The sequence below is a fragment of the Vibrio sp. 10N.286.52.F8 genome (assembly GCF_041468745.1).
GTDB lineage: Bacteria > Pseudomonadota > Gammaproteobacteria > Enterobacterales > Vibrionaceae > Vibrio > Vibrio crassostreae_C.
On sequence record NZ_JBFRJF010000033.1, the window covers coordinates 1 to 16,609 of the forward strand.

Here is a 16,609-nt window from a genome sequence, read left to right on the forward strand (position 1 = left end):
CGAAATCTTTAGCAACACCGCCGTATACTTTTGCAAGAGTAGTACAGATAGCAGCAGTTAGAGTTGTTTTACCGTGGTCAACGTGGCCGATAGTACCAACGTTTACGTGCGGTTTCGTACGTTCAAATTTTTCTTTAGACACAATCGTGTTCCTTCCTAGTTATGATTCGCCACGTTCATTATTGAGCGAGACGCGCCAGAAATTGCTATTTTATGCGCCAACTCTCGTTAGCGCAATATTTGGACGCATTGTTCTTTCAAAAAATGAAAAAAAATGCCTTCCTTTTGTTTAACCACGCTCTGCAATGATTGCTTTTGCAACATTGTTAGGCACTTCAGCGTACTCACTAAACTCCATAGAGTAAGAAGCACGACCTTGTGTCGCAGAACGTAAATCAGTTGCGTAACCGAACATGACAGACAACGGAACTTGTGCACGAATTATCTTCAGGCCAGCTGTCCCCTCGTCCATACCTTCGATGATGCCGCGACGACGGTTAATATCGCCAACAACGTCACCCATCCAGTCTTCTGGAGTAGTTACTTCAACTTTCATCATAGGCTCAAGCAGAACCGGTTGCGCTTCAAGTGCACCCGTTCTGAAAGCCATAGAGGCAGCGATTGTAAACGCCATCTCACTTGAATCTGTTTCATGGTAAGAACCATCATATAGTGTAGCTTTGATATCCAAAACTGGATAGCCAGCAAGCACACCATTGTTCATCTGCTCTTCAACGCCTTTAGCAACTGAAGCGATAAACTCTTTCGGTACGATACCATTGGCAATTTCATCCACAAAGACAAAGCCTTCGCCAGCTTCTGATGGTTCTAGTTTCAGCCATACGTGACCGTACTGACCTTTACCACCATGTTCACGGATAAATTTACCTTCCGCTTTCGCTGTACCACGAATAGTCTCACGGTAAGCCACTTGCGGGTTACCAACGTTGCAGTTCACGCTAAATTCGCGCTTCATACGGTCAACGATGATATCTAAGTGTAGTTCACCCATACCAGAAATCAGAGTCTGGCCAGTTTCCGCATCCATATCAACGCGGAACGATGGGTCTTCCGCTGCTAGTTTACCTAGAGCGATAGTCATTTTGTCTTGATCAGCTTGAGAGCTTGGCTCTACAACGATCTGAATAACTGGGTCTGGGAACTCCATGCGCTCAAGAACAATCTTATGGTTCTGGTCACAAAGGGTTTCACCAGTAGTCACATCTTTCAGGCCAATGATGGCTGCGATGTCACCTGCTCGTACTTCTTTTACTTCTTCTCGCTTGTTTGAGTGCATTTGAACAATGCGACCTAAGCGTTCACGTTGTTTCTTCACAGAGTTATAAGCTGTTTTACCGCTTTCAACAACACCAGAGTAAACACGGATGAAAGTTAAAGTACCAACGAATGGGTCTGTTGCAATCTTAAATGCTAGCGCTGAGAACGGTTCTTTGTCGTCTGCGTGACGCTCTGCTTCGTTCTCATCTTCATCGATACCTTTAATTGCAGGTACATCGACTGGAGAAGGAAGGAAATCAACAACTGCATCTAGAACAGCTTGTACACCTTTGTTTTTGAATGCACTACCACAAGTAGCAAGTACGATTTCATTATTAAGGGTACGAGTACGAAGACCTTGTTTAATTTCAGCTTCTGTTAGTTCACCTTCTTCAAGGTACTTATCCATCAGCTCTTCATTTGCTTCTGCAGCAGCTTCAACAAGTTCTGTACGATATTCTTCAGCCATTTCTTGCATGTCTGCAGGAATATCTTCGTACGTGAAAGTCATGCCTTGGTCAGCTTCATTCCAGTTAATTGCCTTCATCTTGATAAGATCGACAACGCCTTGGAAGTTTTCTTCAGCACCAATGTTCAGTTGAATTGGAACAGGAGTTGCGCCTAAGCGGTCCTTGATCTGTTCAACTACGCGCAAGAAGTCAGCGCCGGTACGGTCCATTTTATTAACGAAAACCATACGTGGAACTTGGTACTTATCAGCTTGACGCCATACTGTCTCTGACTGAGGTTCAACACCAGATGAGCCACAGAACACAACAACTGCACCATCAAGTACACGCAGAGAACGTTCTACTTCGATTGTGAAGTCAACGTGCCCAGGAGTGTCGATGATGTTGATACGGTGGTCCGAGAACTGAGCTTCCATACCACGCCAAAACGTAGTAGTTGCTGCTGAAGTGATCGTAATACCGCGCTCTTGCTCTTGCTCCATCCAGTCCATGGTTGCTGCACCATCGTGAACTTCGCCGATTTTGTGAGAAAGACCGGTATAGAACAGAATACGTTCACTTGTGGTTGTTTTACCTGCATCTACGTGAGCAACGATACCGATATTACGGTATTGCTCTATAGGAGTTTTACGAGCCACGGTTGAATCCTCTTATTAGAGACTTAGGGACTATTGCTATGTCTAGATTAGGCGTTAAAAGCGATGCTTCGCTAAAAATTGCTTGCCCTAGAAATAGCAATAGTTCCTAGCATAAGCATAGGAACTAAAGAAGTGCTGCAAGGAACCTTGCAGCACTAAAAAGGTATTACCAACGGTAATGTGCGAACGCTTTGTTTGCGTCAGCCATGCGGTGAACGTCTTCACGTTTCTTAACCGCAGTACCTTTGTTCTCAGACGCGTCTAGCATTTCAGCAGCTAGGCGTTGAGCCATAGATTTTTCACCACGCTTACGCGCAGCTTCAACTACCCAACGCATAGCAAGAGCGTTACGGCGAACCGGACGAACTTCTACAGGTACTTGGTAAGTTGAACCACCTACACGGCGAGATTTAACTTCTACCGCTGGGCGAACATTTTCAAGAGCTTCTTCAAATACAGCTAAGTGGTCTTTACCAGACTTCTCAGCCATTGAATCTAGTGCAGTGTAAACGATTTTTTCTGCAGTAGATTTCTTTCCGTCAACCATAAGGATGTTAACGAATTTTGCCAGCAATTCAGATTTGAACTTAGGATCTGGAAGGATCTTACGCTGACCTATTACGCGACGACGTGGCATGGATATTCTCCGTTGTCTTCTTCAGGTTTTTTCCAAAACTTTTCAGAATAATAAATAAAATAGTGTTTGGCCTTACTTAACGATTTCTTTTTAAAAAAGAGAATCAATTAAGACTTAGGACGTTTCACACCGTACTTAGAACGGCCTTGTTTACGGTCGTTAACGCCAGCACAGTCAAGTGCGCCGCGAACAGTGTGGTAACGAACACCCGGAAGGTCTTTTACACGACCGCCACGGATTAGTACAACACTGTGCTCTTGTAGGTTGTGGCCTTCACCGCCGATGTACGAAGTTACTTCGAAACCGTTAGTTAGACGTACACGACATACTTTACGTAGTGCCGAGTTAGGTTTTTTAGGTGTAGTAGTGTAAACACGAGTACATACACCACGTTTTTGTGGGCACGCTTCTAGTGCAGGCACGTTGCTTTTAACAACTTGCTTTACACGAGGTTTGCGAACCAACTGGTTAATAGTTGCCATTAACTAGCTCCTGAAATTTACTTGAAAGTAAGCTTTGTGAAAAATCTATCCCTAATCACAAGTCGTAATTAGGGACGCAAAATTCTATTCAGCAGTGGGAGGTGTGTCAAGAAATATACAGATCTTTTTTAGCCGTCTAGAGCTCAGGATGGTCTACTTTTAACCAAACTGATAAAACACAGCTACCAAGTGACTGATTTGTCGTTCAAAACCGTCAGTTTAACGAAGCCATCGAAGTCAACTTGATCAATGGTACTTGAGACAAGTAGTTGTAAACCTCGGCTATCGAGATCTGGTTTTAACACCGACACCTGCTCTACTGCGCAGATTTGAGTGAATAACTCATGATTGGGAAGGCAAACATACACCGCATCTTCCACCAAAAGATACTGATCTTGTGGCTGAGAATAGGTCAATGCGAGTTTAAGTTTGTCGACTGATTTTACAATATGAAGCATAGCGTCCCCTAGAAAGTCAGTATCTGTTGGCACTGAGCTAACTTCTGCGTTAACTCGTCGGCTTCAACGGTGGTCACATCGATCAGCAGGTTGTCTGCTGAAAGACCAAACTGACTCAGACTACGCTGACACACATACACCTGTTCGATGTCGTACAGGTCCATAAGTTTGAATGCAGAGATGTAGTCACGCGATAGTGTTTCGTCGGGCTGCTGCGCTTTGAGAAGCTGTGTCACGCCATCGCCAACAAAGAACACGGCAATGTCTTCACTATATGCGGACGCAGCAAGCAGGGCGTCTAACCCTTCTCTACCCGCAGCGGTCGTATGAGGGAAACTGTTAAATATAAAGGCTAACTTTCTCAAAACTGCACAACCCTATCTTGCGTTAGTAGCGCTTCCGATAAGCTCCCTAATCCGGCTTGAGTAAATCCAGTGGCTAGGTTAGAGGCACTTAGTTGATGTTGCTCTGCTTCTTCAAAGCTAATCACTCCGCGTCTTAGCGCAGCTGCCACACAGGTTTCAAGGCTAACATCGTGTTCATCAGCCAGCTTTTGCCAAGCAGAAGCTAAATCAAATTCATCGTTAGCCGGTACGGTAAGGTCTGAGCCGTTACTGACGCCATCTTGATAGAAGAACACACTGTGAAGTTTGTGGCCCTGTTTAATCAGAGCCACGGCAAACTGGTAGGCACTTCTTGCTGACTGTGAGCCATAGACTGGCCCATTCACTAGGAGTGTATAGCTTAGCAACCCTCTTCATCCTCTGTTTTACGTTGGCGGATGTATAGGTACACGGTGTGCTTAGAGATGTTCAGTCGCTCAGCAACGCGGTTGATCGCGTCTTTAATATCGAAAATACCTTTGTCGTACAGCTCCATCACGATCTGACGGTTCTTAGTATTGTTCGATACCGATTTGTCAGCGTTAATTTCTTCAATGGTGCGTTCAACCGTTTGGTCGACAAGTTCTTCAACGTCACTAGCGAAGTTAACCGATGATGCGGCTTCGTCTGCGTCTTGTGTAGGCATGAACGATTGCAGCACTTGTGAGAATGGCGCGTCTAGATTCACGTTAATACACAGTAGGCCAATCACTCGGTCTTCACCGTTGCGGATAGCAACCGTGATCGACTTCATCAACACTCCGCCTTTAGCGCGAGTGAAGTATGAACGTGAGAAGTTACGCTTAGAACCTTCAATATCTTTTAGCATCTTCAATGCAAGATCGGTGATCGGCGAGCCAACCTGACGACCTGTATTTTCGCCGTTGGCAATTTTAATCGCAGAAGTATTGAGGTCTTCTAAAGAGTGCAAAACGATTTCACAAAACGGACCAATAAGGCTCGCAATACCGTCAACAACGGCCTCATAAGATCTTAGAATGATTTTATCGTGTTCACTGAATGGCATAACGTGGACTGATTCCATTTCAAGTAACACATCTGCATTGACTGTTTCTGTAGTAGTCACTTATTCCTTACCTTCGTGTGAAAAATCAACAAATTTATGTAAGTTTATCAGAAAATTTTAATTGCACACCTAGCTAACATTGCAACTAGTGATTTAGAACAAGTTTAAAAATCAAATACTCATCTTCAAATCATAAAAAAAGCCTAACTCAAAGTTAGGCTTTTTATTCAATCAACGTATTTTAGTACGAGGCTTTTAACCGATATTACTGTGCAGGAGCTGCTTCAGCGTTATCGATGTTTAGTAGTTCTACTTCGAATACTAGCGTTGAGTTAGCAGGGATAGTCGGTGTGTCTTGCTCACCGTATGCTAGCTCTGGCGGGATAACGAACTTGTACTTAGAACCAACTTGCATCAGTTGTACGCCTTCAGTCCAGCCTGGGATTACGCGGTTAAGTGGGAATGTTGCTGGTTCGCCACGATCGTAAGAGCTGTCGAACTGAGTACCGTCTGTTAGCGTACCTTTGTAGTGTACTTGAACGGTATCAGTGTCTTTTGGAGAAGCGCCTTCACCAGCAGTCATTACTTGGTAAAGTAGACCAGATTCAGTTTGCTTAACGCCTTCAGTTTTAGCGAACTCAGCGCGGAAGTCATCACCGGCTTTCTTCACTTCTGCAGATTTTTCTGCCGCTTGTGCTTGCATCGTTTCAGCAACACGCTTGTCTAGAGCTTCAAGAGCTGCGCGAGTTTCTTCTTCGTTAAGTGCTGTTTTCTCTGCGAATACGTCTTCGATACCTTGAAGAACCATATCTTTGTCTAGGTTGATACCTAGCTCGCTTGGCTTATCAATGCTTGTGCTTAGGTAGTTAGCGAAAGATACACCGATTGCGTAAGCCGCTTTGTCATCTTCTGTTTTAAAGTTTACTGCTTCAACTTTAACTTCTTCTACCTGTGGAGCTTCTGCCTTTGGTTCTTCTTTCTGACAACCAACTGCTAGCATAACCGTTGCGGCAAGCAGTGATACTTTTAAAACTGATTTCATTGAATTCTCCAATTAATGGCCAAGCCATTGGTTATTGTGCACAAATCTAATGATTAGATTGGTGTGAATACGTTAGTTATAACAATATACTAGTCATATGTCTTTCGACACAAACCGGATTATTAGATGTGATGCGAATATTTTTCCACTCATTGCTATGTACAATTGTCATCACCTTGTTAAATGGTTGCTTTTTCTTCCAAGATGATGAGCAGCGTTGGGAAATTGAGCCCAATGGTGCCACCAGCTTTGCACTCAGCAGAGATGGACGCTTCGCCCTGCTCTACTCTCAGCAAAAGCAACTGCTCCTTTGGGACCTCGCCGAAGACCAAGAGTTGGCTCAGCTTGGTCCACAAGACCAGTTAGAAAACCAAGTATCGCGTATCCGTATCTCGGACAATGGCCGTTTTGCCATTACCGCTAGCCAGATGAACTTCGCCGTTTGGGACCTCTCTTGGACTCAAGCACAAGGGCTTTGGTCTATCTCCGATGGCTTAATTCGCGATGTCGATATCTCTAGCAATGGTGAAAAAGTATTGCTTGGCCTGTCTAATGGCAAAGCGATCTATGTGGACTTAGTCACCGGACGCCGTCTTGAGTTCCTTGCTCACCGAGAAAAAGTTAATTCTGTTTCCCTTTCTTCCAATGGTCGCTACGCATTATCAGGTGGCAACGACTATAAAGCCTACCTGTGGGATACCGAGTCAGGCTTGGTATTACGCACCTTTGAGCATGAACAAAGAGTAGTACGAGTCGCGCTACAACGCGATGGCGAGCTGGCTTTTACCTCTGATGGCGGCAATCAAGCGATGATTTGGGATCTTGAAACGGGCGAACCTCAAGCGCAATTGCAAAGCTGGTCTCGACAGTTGATTTTTTCGAGTGCTCGTTTTTCTGATGACGGCAGCATGTTGGTGACGGGCACGCCATCCAGCCAAGTGAGTGTGTGGAATACTCAGGATGGCAAACGAATTTCTCGCCACGATGCTGAGCCACTAAAAGATGCTCGCCCTCCTCGTGCGGTAGTGTATGATGCAGCCTTTGATGATAAGAACCGTGTGATATCGGGCACCTCTGCGGGCATTGCCCAAGCTTGGAATGTGGATTAAGAACGATGACAGAAAAGCGAGTTGAACAACTAGAAAGCCGCGTAAATGACCTAGAGTGTCAGCTAGCTTTCCAAGAACAGACCATTGAAGAACTCAATGAAGCGCTTAGCCAACAACAAATGTTAATCACGAGAATGCAAGATCAGATGAAGTTCGTGGTTGGCAAAGTAAAAAATATGGATGGCTCTAATCTAGCTGACGCATCAGAAGAGACGCCACCTCCACACTATTAAGTGCGGTTCAAAATAACCAATTAAATCTAACGACGCATATCGTTAGTTTCTCGTCCTCAATGTGTAAACACATTTCAGGACGGGACATAGAAAACTAAAAGGGCGACAGATACTTATCTGTCGCCCTTTTGTTTATTTCATCTCAGTGAATAAGCTAAAGCCAATTAAGCCGATACCAACTTAGTCGTCGGCATAAATCTTCACTTCAACACGACCTTGAGTATCAACGCTTGCACGATACATTCCTGAGCTGTTCATACCAAAATGTATATCGCCTTGGCCATCGATAGCGATCAAGCCACCTTCTCCACCCATGGTTTTCAATTCACCTTGAATGATCGTTTCACAAGCGGTGTGCACATCTTCTTTCAGATAACGCATTCGTGCTGCGACATCACTGGCGACCATTTTACGTAGGAAGAACTCACCCATCCCGGTTGTTGAGACGGCAACATTGCCATTTTCAGCGATGGTTCCTGCACCAATGATCGGAGAGTCACCCACACGACCGTATTTCTTATTGGTCACGCCACCGGTACTGGTTGCTGCCGCTAAGTTACCCGCTTGGTCTAATGCGACCGCACCAACCGTGCCGTACTTTTTATCGTCAGGGTATTTCTCAGCTTGCTGCTGATCATATTTCGCTTCAGACAGAGCAAAGATGCCTTTCTCTTTCATCGACTGAAGTTGGTCATAGCGGCGCTCAGTAAAGAAGTAGTCTTGCTCGGTAAAGGTGTAGTCATGCTCAAACGCAAACTTCTCGGCACCTTCACCAATCAGCAACACATGGTCGCTTTTCCGCATCACATCACGTGCAAGCTCAATTGGGTTTTTGATATGGCGAACGCCTGCAATAGCACCTGCATCCATTTCGCGGCCATGCATCACAGAAGCGTCCATCTCAACAAATTCATCATGCGTTAAAACAGAGCCCCTACCGGCATTAAAGTGTGGGCTGTCTTCCATCACCTTAACCGATGCCACTACCGCATCCAGAGCATCACCACCCGATTGCAATATTTGATAACCAGCCAAAACCGATTTTTCCAAAGCCTCGGTAATACCCGCTTTTAATTCATAGCTCATTTGCTCGCGCAAGATGGTTCCTGCACCACCATGAATGGCAATTGAAAAAGGCTGTGACATACAAACTCTCCACTGACGTCGTCTTATAATGTTGTGCTATCAATACCACATCCATGGTTCGATGTCTGATAACGAAAACCAAACTTTTACGAATGCTTAGATTTGCGGACACTTAGTTTGGTAGAGAAAAGCGAGGTCAAAAAGCGAGACTCCTAAACGCAAAAAGCCTCCACAAGGGAGGCTTTCAAGATTCTTAAACTAAACCGTTAATTCGGTATTAGTGAGAACCACAGCTACCGCCGCCGCAGCAGCCGTCTTTTTTCTCTTCACCGTGGTCATGGCCTTCGCCACCACAGCAACCGCCTTCGTGGTCATGATCGTGGTCGTGACCGCCACAGCCGCCTTCTTGGTGTACGTGACCGTGTTGAACTTCTTCTTCAGTCGCTTCACGAACCGCTACAACTTCAACGTCAAACGTTAGAGTTTGGCCAGCTAGCATGTGGTTACCATCAACAACAACTTCGTCGCCATCTACTTCAGTAACTTCAACTGGGATTGGACCTTGGTCAGTATCCGCTAGGAAACGCATGCCAACTTCGATTTGCTCAACACCTTGGAATACGTCAGCAGGAACACGTTGAACTAGTGCGTCGTTGTGTTCGCCGTATGCGTCTTCTGGAGTAACAGTTGCAGAGAACTTGTCGCCAGCTACTTTGCCTTCAAGCTCTTTTTCAAGACCTGTAATTAGGTTGTTGTGACCGTGAAGGTAATCTAGTGGAGCTTCTGCAGTTGATTGGTCAACTACTACGCCATCTTCAAGTTTCACTTGATATGCAACACTAACTACTACGTTCTTTTCAATTTTCATGAGAGCTCCAAGGAGGTTTGGACTAAGCTCGAACAGTTGAGCTTAGGAAAAATTCTGTACCGGGATATTATGGGGATCAATTAACGAAACTCAATCATTCTGGCTTAAAAATACCGATCATTTCTTGATTCGCGTGTTCAGATTTCTCTACAGTTTTCGGTTTACGCTGTTCTGTGAAGTCACAATCGACACATTCCACCAGCTCGATATTATTTTCAATCCACCAACGGAGTGTGTCTTGAGTGTTGCAACTTGGGCAGCTTGCCCCTGCGATAAAGCGTTTTTTCTGTTTCACGTTCATATCCTTTACTGCTCTGGATTCGCGGTTCTTCCCACTCACTTTATTGATAAGTTAAGCAGAGACCGCGTTTATTATTAGGTTAGTTCTATAGTCTGTTATTTCTATGCCCAAGCTCTATTTCTAAGCTCAAGCATGAGTTATCACTTCAAGCTACTGCCAATAGTTTCGAGATTGGTGATCGTTTTCCATCTCGTGTCCAAAGATCTCTTCAAGTTCTTTACGAGCCTCTTTCGCTCTTTGGGCTAACTCGGCATCTTCGTTATGCTGAGGCAGCAACTCTTTCAGCATACCATTATCCAACTTTCTAAAGTGTGCTTCTGCTCGCTTCGCTTTATATGGATGCATGCCAAGTTCAGTCAATGTTTGACGACCTAAATCCAATGCTCCAAGGAAGGTTTCACGCGAATAGTTACTCACACCGTGGTTAAGTAGTTGATACGCTTCAACACGGCTTCGTGCACGCGCCAAGATCTTTAAGCGTGGGAAGTGCTGCTTACATAAATCGACGGTTTTCATGATTTCATCTGGGGAGTCAGTACACAACACAATCGCCTCTGCTTTATCAGCACCGGCTGCGCGTAATAGCTCTAGGTGAGTCGAGTCTCCGTAAAACACCTTGTAGCCGAACTTTCTAAGGATGTGTATTTGGCTGGCATCACTTTCAAGGACAGTGATACGAATCTTGTTGGCATACATCAGACGACCAATGATCTGACCAAAACGACCAAAGCCCGCAATAATCACTCGAGGGCTGCGATCAACCACATCCGAAGACATCGCACTTTCACTGATTTGATTAAGCTGACGTGCAAAGAATCGGTCTTGCAGTTTAAGCATCAATGGCGTGGTCACCATAGAAAGGCTCACAACCACCAGTAAGAACGACACTTGTTCGCCACTTAAGATGCCTTGAGCACTCGCCGCAGTAAAAATAACGAAAGCGAACTCACCACCTTGGCTAAGGATCATCGCCATTCGGCTGCGTGCTTTAGCTTGAGTGCCGAAGATACGAGCCAGCGCATACAGCACCAAACCTTTCAATACGACTAGCGACGACACTGCAATAAGTATTGCGAATGGGCTTTCTGCCAGTAGACCTAGATTTACCGCCATACCCACAGAGATAAAGAACAGACCAAGCAGTAAACCTTTGAATGGATCAATCGCGATCTCAAGCTCGTGTCGATATTCACTTTCAGCCAGAAGTACGCCCGCTAGGAAGGTACCTAATGCCATCGACAAGCCAATCCGTTGCATGATCACAGCAATACCAATCACAAGTAACAGCGCCGCGACGGTGAATAACTCACGCACACCACTCATCACTACGTATCGGAAAAGTGGTCTCAACAAGAAGTGGCCACCGACCAGTAGGCCAATCACGCCACCCAGCATCCACAGCATGTCAGCCCAGCTACCGCCGGTATTACCCGCAAGTAGAGGCAACATTGCTAGCATTGGAATAACAGCGATATCTTGGAAAAGCAGTACTGCAAAGCCCGACTGCCCTGCTTCTTTGCCGCCGAGCTCTCGCTCTTCAATAACACGCAAGGCAATCGCAGTCGAAGACAGCGCCAAACCCATACCTATCACGAGACTGGTTTGCCAGGTTAATCCAAATAGACAGGCGATGGCGGTAATAATTAGAGTGGTGATCAGCACTTGCGCGCCGCCCAACCCGAGAATGGGGGCTCGCATCTGCCACAGTTTTTTCGGGTTAAGCTCTAAACCAATCAGGAAGAGCAGCAGTACCACCCCGAATTCGGAGAAGTGCAGAATCGCCTCTACATCACTGATTAAGCCCAGCCCCCATGGGCCAATTGCCACACCTGCTAATAGGTAACCGAGTACTGAACCCAAACCGGCGCGCTGTGCGATAGGAACCGCAACCACAGCAGCCGCTAAAAATATAACGCTACTTTGTAGAAAATCATTAGTCAGAGCCATCATCTGCTCCTATATCTTGTAGCGGGTCTCGCAACCAATTTCGATACGCTTCGGCGTGTTGGTAACGCGTCATATCGGTGACATTTCGTGCCCAGTGTAAAACCAAAGGGGATATCCAGTTCATTTGACACAAAGCAGCGGTGAGCTCGAATGGTTGCAAGATCTCTTGTAATGGATATTTATTATAACCTGCGGCACCAAACGCCTCTTCTTTACCACCGGTAGTAATCACACTGCGCCAGTGTTTGCCTTTAAGCGCACTTTGCTCACCAAAAGCAAAGCCCTTGCCTAACACGCGATCAAACCACTCTTTTAACAATGAAGGACAGGAATACATGAACAGAGGATGCTGAAACACGATCACATCGTACTGAAGGAGCAATTCATGCTCATAAGGCACATCAATAAAGAAGTCAGGGTAGATGGCGTAGAGATCATGAACTTTGACATGACCGAGCGACTCTACCTTCTTAACCATCATCTGGTTAGCAATAGAGGTTTGCGGCTCTGGGTGCGCGTAGATGATCAACACCTTTGGCACGACTTTGTCTGTCGAGGGAGTATTACTCATTCCTTTGAAACATTCCTTTGAGGGCTAAACGGTGGCAAGGCCACAAGAATTTAAGCAAAAGTTATTAATATGTTATTGGCATCATAACGCAAATTGCATTGTGATCGACTTTTATCTGGTTTCAGCCTACTATGCAGGCGTCTGTTCACCTCTAATTTCTATGCTATTTCAATTATGATTACTTTCTCTGATATTCAATTGCTACGCGGCGGTAAGCCACTCCTCGACCAAGCATCTGCGACTTTTCACCCTGGCGACAAGATCGGTTTGGTTGGTAAAAACGGCTGTGGTAAATCTACGCTATTCGCCTTAATTAAGGACGAACTGTCTATTGATGCGGGCTCATTCAGCAAACCTGCCCATTGGGAAATGGCTTGGGTTGCTCAAGAAACCCCTGCATTAGAAAGAACAGCAATTGAATACGTGATTGATGGTGACCGTGAATACCGCGGCCTTGAAGATCAACTAGAGAAAGCTGAACAAGCCGACAATGGCACATTGGTAGCAGAGATCCACGGCAAGATTGAAACCATTGGTGGTTACAGCATAAAGGCACGTGCTGCCGAGTTACTGGATGGCCTAGGCTTTAGCCAAGAACAAATGACATGGAACCTGACTCAATTCTCAGGTGGTTGGCGTATGCGTTTGAACCTAGCGCAAGCCCTACTGTGTCGCAGTGACCTACTGCTACTCGATGAGCCTACCAACCACTTGGATTTAGACGCAGTAATGTGGCTAGAGCGTTGGTTACAAAGCTACCCTGGCACGCTAGTGCTTATCTCGCACGATAGAGACTTCTTAGACCCTATCGTCAACCGCATCGTGCACGTTGAAAACCAACAGCTCAATGAGTACACGGGTAACTACTCATCGTTCGAAACCCAACGAGCGCAAAAACTGATTCTGCAACAAGCGATGTACCAAAAGCAGCAGAAACAGATGTCTCACATGCAGAGCTACATTGACCGTTTCCGTTACAAAGCTTCAAAGGCTCGCCAAGCGCAAAGCCGTATTAAAGCGCTAGAGAAAATGGAACAAGTGCTGCCTGCTCAGTTTGATAATCCATTCAGCTTTGAGTTTAGAGAACCAGACGCGCTACCAAATCCAATCATGATGATGGATGAAGTATCAGCGGGCTATGATGACAATCTGATTCTAGAGAAAATTCGCCTGAACCTAGTACCGGGTAGCCGTATTGGTCTACTTGGTCGAAATGGTGCTGGTAAATCAACACTGATTAAACTGCTTTCTGGCGAACTTAAACAGCAAGGCGGTGAACTGAGTTATTCGCAAGGCGTTAAGATTGGTTACTTTGCACAGCACCAGTTAGAAACGTTGCACCCAGAAGAAACACCGCTGCAGCACATGATGCAGATTGCCCCTAAACACACCGAGCAACAATTGCGTGATTACCTAGGTAGCTTCGGTTTCCAAGGTGAAAAAGCGCTCGATAAAGTGGCACCCTTCTCTGGTGGTGAAAAAGCGCGTTTAGTTCTGGCGCTACTGGTATGGCAAAAACCGAACCTGTTGCTACTCGATGAACCAACCAACCACTTGGATCTCGACATGCGTCAAGCGCTGACTTTTGCCCTGCAGACGTTTGAAGGCGCAATGGTTATCGTATCGCACGACCGTTACCTACTGCGTGCAACTACCGATGATTTATACCTTGTACACGACCGCCAAGTCGCACCGTTTGATGGTGACTTAAGCGATTACTACAAGTGGCTAACCGAGCAACAGAAAGTTGAGCGCAAAGAAGCACAAGCATTGGCACCAGCCAAAGACGGCGCCAACAGTGCAGCAGCGAAAAAAGAGCAGAAACGTAAAGAAGCCGAGTTCCGTAAACTGACGGCACCACTTCGTAAAAAGCTCACTCAATTTGAAAAGCAGATGGATAAATTAACGCAGGCTCTTGAAGAAGCTGAGCAAGAATTATCCGACACATCACTGTATGAAGCTGAAAATAAGGCTAAACTGAATAAAGTACTCGCTCTCCAAGCGAGCAGTAAGTCACAGCTAGAAGAAGTTGAAATGGATTGGATGTCCACTCAAGAAGAGCTTGAGCAGATGGAACAGGATATGGATAGCTTATGAGCCCAGAGCACGCCCCAATATCACTAACACTGGAACGACTATGGCAATTTAGCCTTCAGTATTACAGTGTGCGCGGTGTAAAGGATGCGTGCTTAGCTTTGCAAAACCAGTTCCACGGCAACGTCAATCTACTGCTGCTGCTCAAATGGCTTGATGAGCAGCAATTGTCTTTTGCTGAAGAAGAGTGGCATAAAGTTCAACAGTGTTTAAGCCGCTCTGAAACCCTGCTTCATAGCTATCGAGAGCTACGTAAACATCTCAAAGCACACGTTGTCGACTCTCTATACCGTGAAGCGCTAAAGTTTGAGTTACAGCTTGAAAAGCAACAACAGTCCGATCTGGTCGACTGTATAAACTCCCTACAACTGTACGCTAACCAGCAATCACCGCTCACTTTTCAGTACTGTCGTTTATTAGGGGCTGAAAACCTCTGCGACGCTTTTTCTGAACCAGCACCACAGCCCTAGCTCGTTCTCTTTCCCTTTTATTCAATCAAGATCCAAGCTTAACCTTGATATTATTCAAACGGTTACCCATAGTCTGTTTTTGTATCTCGTATAAGTGAAACCCTTGCGCTTATACCGAGAATCAACCAAGCTCAAATAAAAACGTGGGCGTTTCGTTACAAACTCAACACGTTATCAAAACCCGTATAAAGAAGCATGGATCGTTTTTATGACAATATTTACCGCAGCTGCTGGTCTCTCTAATCCGCACTTACAAACCTTAGTGCCACGGTTTATTAGGAAGCAGGCGCTGTTTCATCCTCACTGGCAAACCTTAGAAACACCCGATGGTGACTTTCTTGATCTTGCTTGGAGCGAATCACCAGACGGTGACACCTCAAATAAAAATGATCGCAGTAGCAAGCCGATATTCGTTCTATTCCACGGTTTAGAAGGTAGCTTTGAGAGCCCTTATGCCAATGGATTAATGAATGCGTTTGCTAAAGATGGTTGGTTGTCCGTGATGATGCACTTCAGAGGCTGCAGCGGAAAACCCAATCGCCTGGCTCGCGCTTACCATTCAGGTGAAGTCGAAGATGCGCGCTTTTTTCTAAGACACCTGCACGCCCAGTTTCCGAATAACCCTAAGGTTGCGGTTGGCATATCTTTAGGTGGAAACATGCTGGCGAACTATTTGGCTGAGTACGCAGACGACCCATTGCTGTCGGCGGCGACCATCGTATCTGCTCCTTTTGACTTAGCGTGTTGCTCTAGTCGTATTGAGCGTGGTTTCTCCAAGCTCTATAAGAAGTATCTGCTCAACTCTCTAAAATCGAATGCGCTAAAAAAGGTTAACCTGCTGCAGGAAAAACTTGGCATCACCGCTGAAGCCATCAAGAACATCACCAAACTGTATGAGTTTGATGAACGAATCACTGCGCCTCTGCACGGCTTCAAAAATGCCCAAGATTATTATGCGCAATGTTCTGCTCTGCCTAAGCTCAATAAGATCAAACTACCGACTCAGATCATTCATGCCAAAGACGACCCTTTCATGACCGATGATGTGATCCCAAAATTTGTTCTGCCCGATAACATCGATTATCGACTGTTTCAAAAAGGCGGCCATGTTGGGTTTATTACTGGCAGTACACTCAAGCCAAGGTTTTGGTTAGAAGAAGCCTTGCCTGCCTACTATGAAAGTATCCAAGATTCGGCATAATGACCGAGCCTTAGTAAATAGAAGTAAAACAATACTAAGCACACGCATTTCTACATCAATAAACCTATTTATGAACATAAAAGAGAGAAGTATTTATGATCATCCCATGGCAAGACATTGCGCCAGAGACACTGGAAAACCTCATCAAAGAGTTCGTGCTGCGTGAAGGCACAGACTACGGCGACGTAGAGGTTTCACTGCAAAACAAGATTGATCAAGTGAAACATCAATTAGCTTCAGGAGAAGTCAGCATTGTGTTTTCTGAGCTCCATGAAACCGTTGATATTCAAGTCACAAAACGCTTCTAAGCTGCG

General features: G+C 45.5%; 20 protein-coding genes. 6 read left to right on the forward strand and 14 right to left on the reverse strand.

Annotated elements, in window-relative coordinates:
- The 9 genes from AB4133_RS15835 to fkpA form a co-directional block, all read right to left on the reverse strand.
- A partial coding sequence (locus AB4133_RS15835) for a GTP-binding protein (protein ID WP_242456805.1) occupies positions 1-142 on the reverse strand: 142 nt, incomplete at its 3' end.
- A 147-nt stretch (positions 143-289) separates the two neighbouring features.
- A complete protein-coding gene (gene fusA, locus AB4133_RS15840) occupies positions 290-2,386 on the reverse strand; it encodes an elongation factor G (RefSeq protein WP_017061101.1) in 2,097 nt (698 codons plus the stop codon).
- Positions 2,387-2,552: 166 nt separating this feature from the next.
- Entirely contained in the window at positions 2,553-3,023 is a 471-nt protein-coding gene (rpsG, locus tag AB4133_RS15845; RefSeq protein WP_010435163.1) for a 30S ribosomal protein S7, read from the reverse strand.
- Between the two features lie 107 nt (positions 3,024-3,130).
- Positions 3,131-3,505 (reverse strand): 30S ribosomal protein S12, encoded by a 375-nt coding sequence (rpsL, locus tag AB4133_RS15850; protein ID WP_004737194.1) that lies wholly within the window; start codon positions 3,503-3,505, stop codon positions 3,131-3,133.
- Positions 3,506-3,687: 182 nt separating this feature from the next.
- Entirely contained in the window at positions 3,688-3,963 is a 276-nt protein-coding gene (tusB, locus tag AB4133_RS15855; RefSeq protein ID WP_017063711.1) for a sulfurtransferase complex subunit TusB, read from the reverse strand.
- Between the two features lie 8 nt (positions 3,964-3,971).
- Positions 3,972-4,328 (reverse strand): sulfurtransferase complex subunit TusC, encoded by a 357-nt coding sequence (gene tusC / locus AB4133_RS15860; RefSeq protein WP_017063710.1) that lies wholly within the window; start codon positions 4,326-4,328, stop codon positions 3,972-3,974.
- Complete coding sequence (gene tusD / locus AB4133_RS15865) at positions 4,325-4,714, reverse strand: sulfurtransferase complex subunit TusD (protein ID WP_372104549.1); 390 nt, start codon at positions 4,712-4,714, stop codon at positions 4,325-4,327. The genes tusC and tusD overlap by 4 nt, the downstream gene beginning before the upstream one ends.
- A complete protein-coding gene (locus AB4133_RS15870) occupies positions 4,708-5,433 on the reverse strand; it encodes a transcriptional regulator (RefSeq protein ID WP_004729851.1) in 726 nt (241 codons plus the stop codon). The genes tusD and AB4133_RS15870 overlap by 7 nt, the downstream gene beginning before the upstream one ends.
- Positions 5,434-5,638: 205 nt before the next feature.
- Positions 5,639-6,415: an FKBP-type peptidyl-prolyl cis-trans isomerase gene (fkpA, locus tag AB4133_RS15875; protein WP_017061105.1), complete on the reverse strand. Its 777-nt coding sequence runs from the start codon at positions 6,413-6,415 to the stop codon at positions 5,639-5,641.
- Positions 6,416-6,546: 131 nt separating this feature from the next.
- Here fkpA and AB4133_RS15880 point away from each other — a divergent pair, with 131 nt between their 5' ends.
- Both AB4133_RS15880 and AB4133_RS15885 read left to right on the forward strand, forming a co-directional pair.
- The gene (locus AB4133_RS15880; protein WP_017063707.1) at positions 6,547-7,524 is read left to right on the forward strand and encodes a WD40 repeat domain-containing protein; all 978 of its coding nucleotides are present in this window, start codon (positions 6,547-6,549) and stop codon (positions 7,522-7,524) included.
- 5 nt (positions 7,525-7,529) lie between these two features.
- Positions 7,530-7,757 (forward strand): SlyX family protein, encoded by a 228-nt coding sequence (locus AB4133_RS15885; RefSeq protein WP_009848930.1) that lies wholly within the window; start codon positions 7,530-7,532, stop codon positions 7,755-7,757.
- A gap of 180 nt (positions 7,758-7,937) precedes the next feature.
- Here the strand turns inward: AB4133_RS15885 and AB4133_RS15890 are convergent, their stop codons facing one another.
- From AB4133_RS15890 to kefG, 5 genes are all read right to left on the reverse strand, one after another.
- On the reverse strand, positions 7,938-8,903 hold the full coding sequence (locus tag AB4133_RS15890) for an isoaspartyl peptidase/L-asparaginase family protein (protein ID WP_017066209.1): 966 nt from the start codon (positions 8,901-8,903) through the stop codon (positions 7,938-7,940).
- Positions 8,904-9,120: 217 nt separating this feature from the next.
- On the reverse strand, positions 9,121-9,711 hold the full coding sequence (slyD, locus tag AB4133_RS15895; protein ID WP_017061108.1) for a peptidylprolyl isomerase: 591 nt from the start codon (positions 9,709-9,711) through the stop codon (positions 9,121-9,123).
- Between the two features lie 94 nt (positions 9,712-9,805).
- Entirely contained in the window at positions 9,806-10,006 is a 201-nt protein-coding gene (locus AB4133_RS15900; protein ID WP_029235422.1) for a YheV family putative zinc ribbon protein, read from the reverse strand.
- Positions 10,007-10,162: 156 nt separating this feature from the next.
- Positions 10,163-11,959, reverse strand: coding sequence for a glutathione-regulated potassium-efflux system protein KefB (gene kefB, locus AB4133_RS15905; RefSeq protein ID WP_017063703.1), 1,797 nt, complete (start codon positions 11,957-11,959; stop codon positions 10,163-10,165).
- Positions 11,946-12,530, reverse strand: coding sequence for a glutathione-regulated potassium-efflux system ancillary protein KefG (kefG, locus tag AB4133_RS15910; protein WP_017061111.1), 585 nt, complete (start codon positions 12,528-12,530; stop codon positions 11,946-11,948). Before kefG ends, kefB begins: the two co-directional genes overlap by 14 nt.
- 174 nt (positions 12,531-12,704) lie before the next feature.
- Here kefG and AB4133_RS15915 point away from each other — a divergent pair, with 174 nt between their 5' ends.
- From AB4133_RS15915 to AB4133_RS15930, 4 genes are all read left to right on the forward strand, one after another.
- Positions 12,705-14,627: an ABC transporter ATP-binding protein gene (locus AB4133_RS15915; RefSeq protein ID WP_017061112.1), complete on the forward strand. Its 1,923-nt coding sequence runs from the start codon at positions 12,705-12,707 to the stop codon at positions 14,625-14,627.
- Positions 14,624-15,094: a TIGR02444 family protein gene (locus AB4133_RS15920; protein WP_017066206.1), complete on the forward strand. Its 471-nt coding sequence runs from the start codon at positions 14,624-14,626 to the stop codon at positions 15,092-15,094. The genes AB4133_RS15915 and AB4133_RS15920 overlap by 4 nt, the downstream gene beginning before the upstream one ends.
- 208 nt (positions 15,095-15,302) lie before the next feature.
- The gene (locus tag AB4133_RS15925) at positions 15,303-16,295 is read left to right on the forward strand and encodes a hydrolase (RefSeq protein ID WP_019825349.1); all 993 of its coding nucleotides are present in this window, start codon (positions 15,303-15,305) and stop codon (positions 16,293-16,295) included.
- A gap of 95 nt (positions 16,296-16,390) precedes the next feature.
- Entirely contained in the window at positions 16,391-16,603 is a 213-nt protein-coding gene (locus AB4133_RS15930; RefSeq protein ID WP_010435208.1) for a YheU family protein, read from the forward strand.
- The last annotated feature ends 6 nt before the right edge of the window (positions 16,604-16,609 follow it).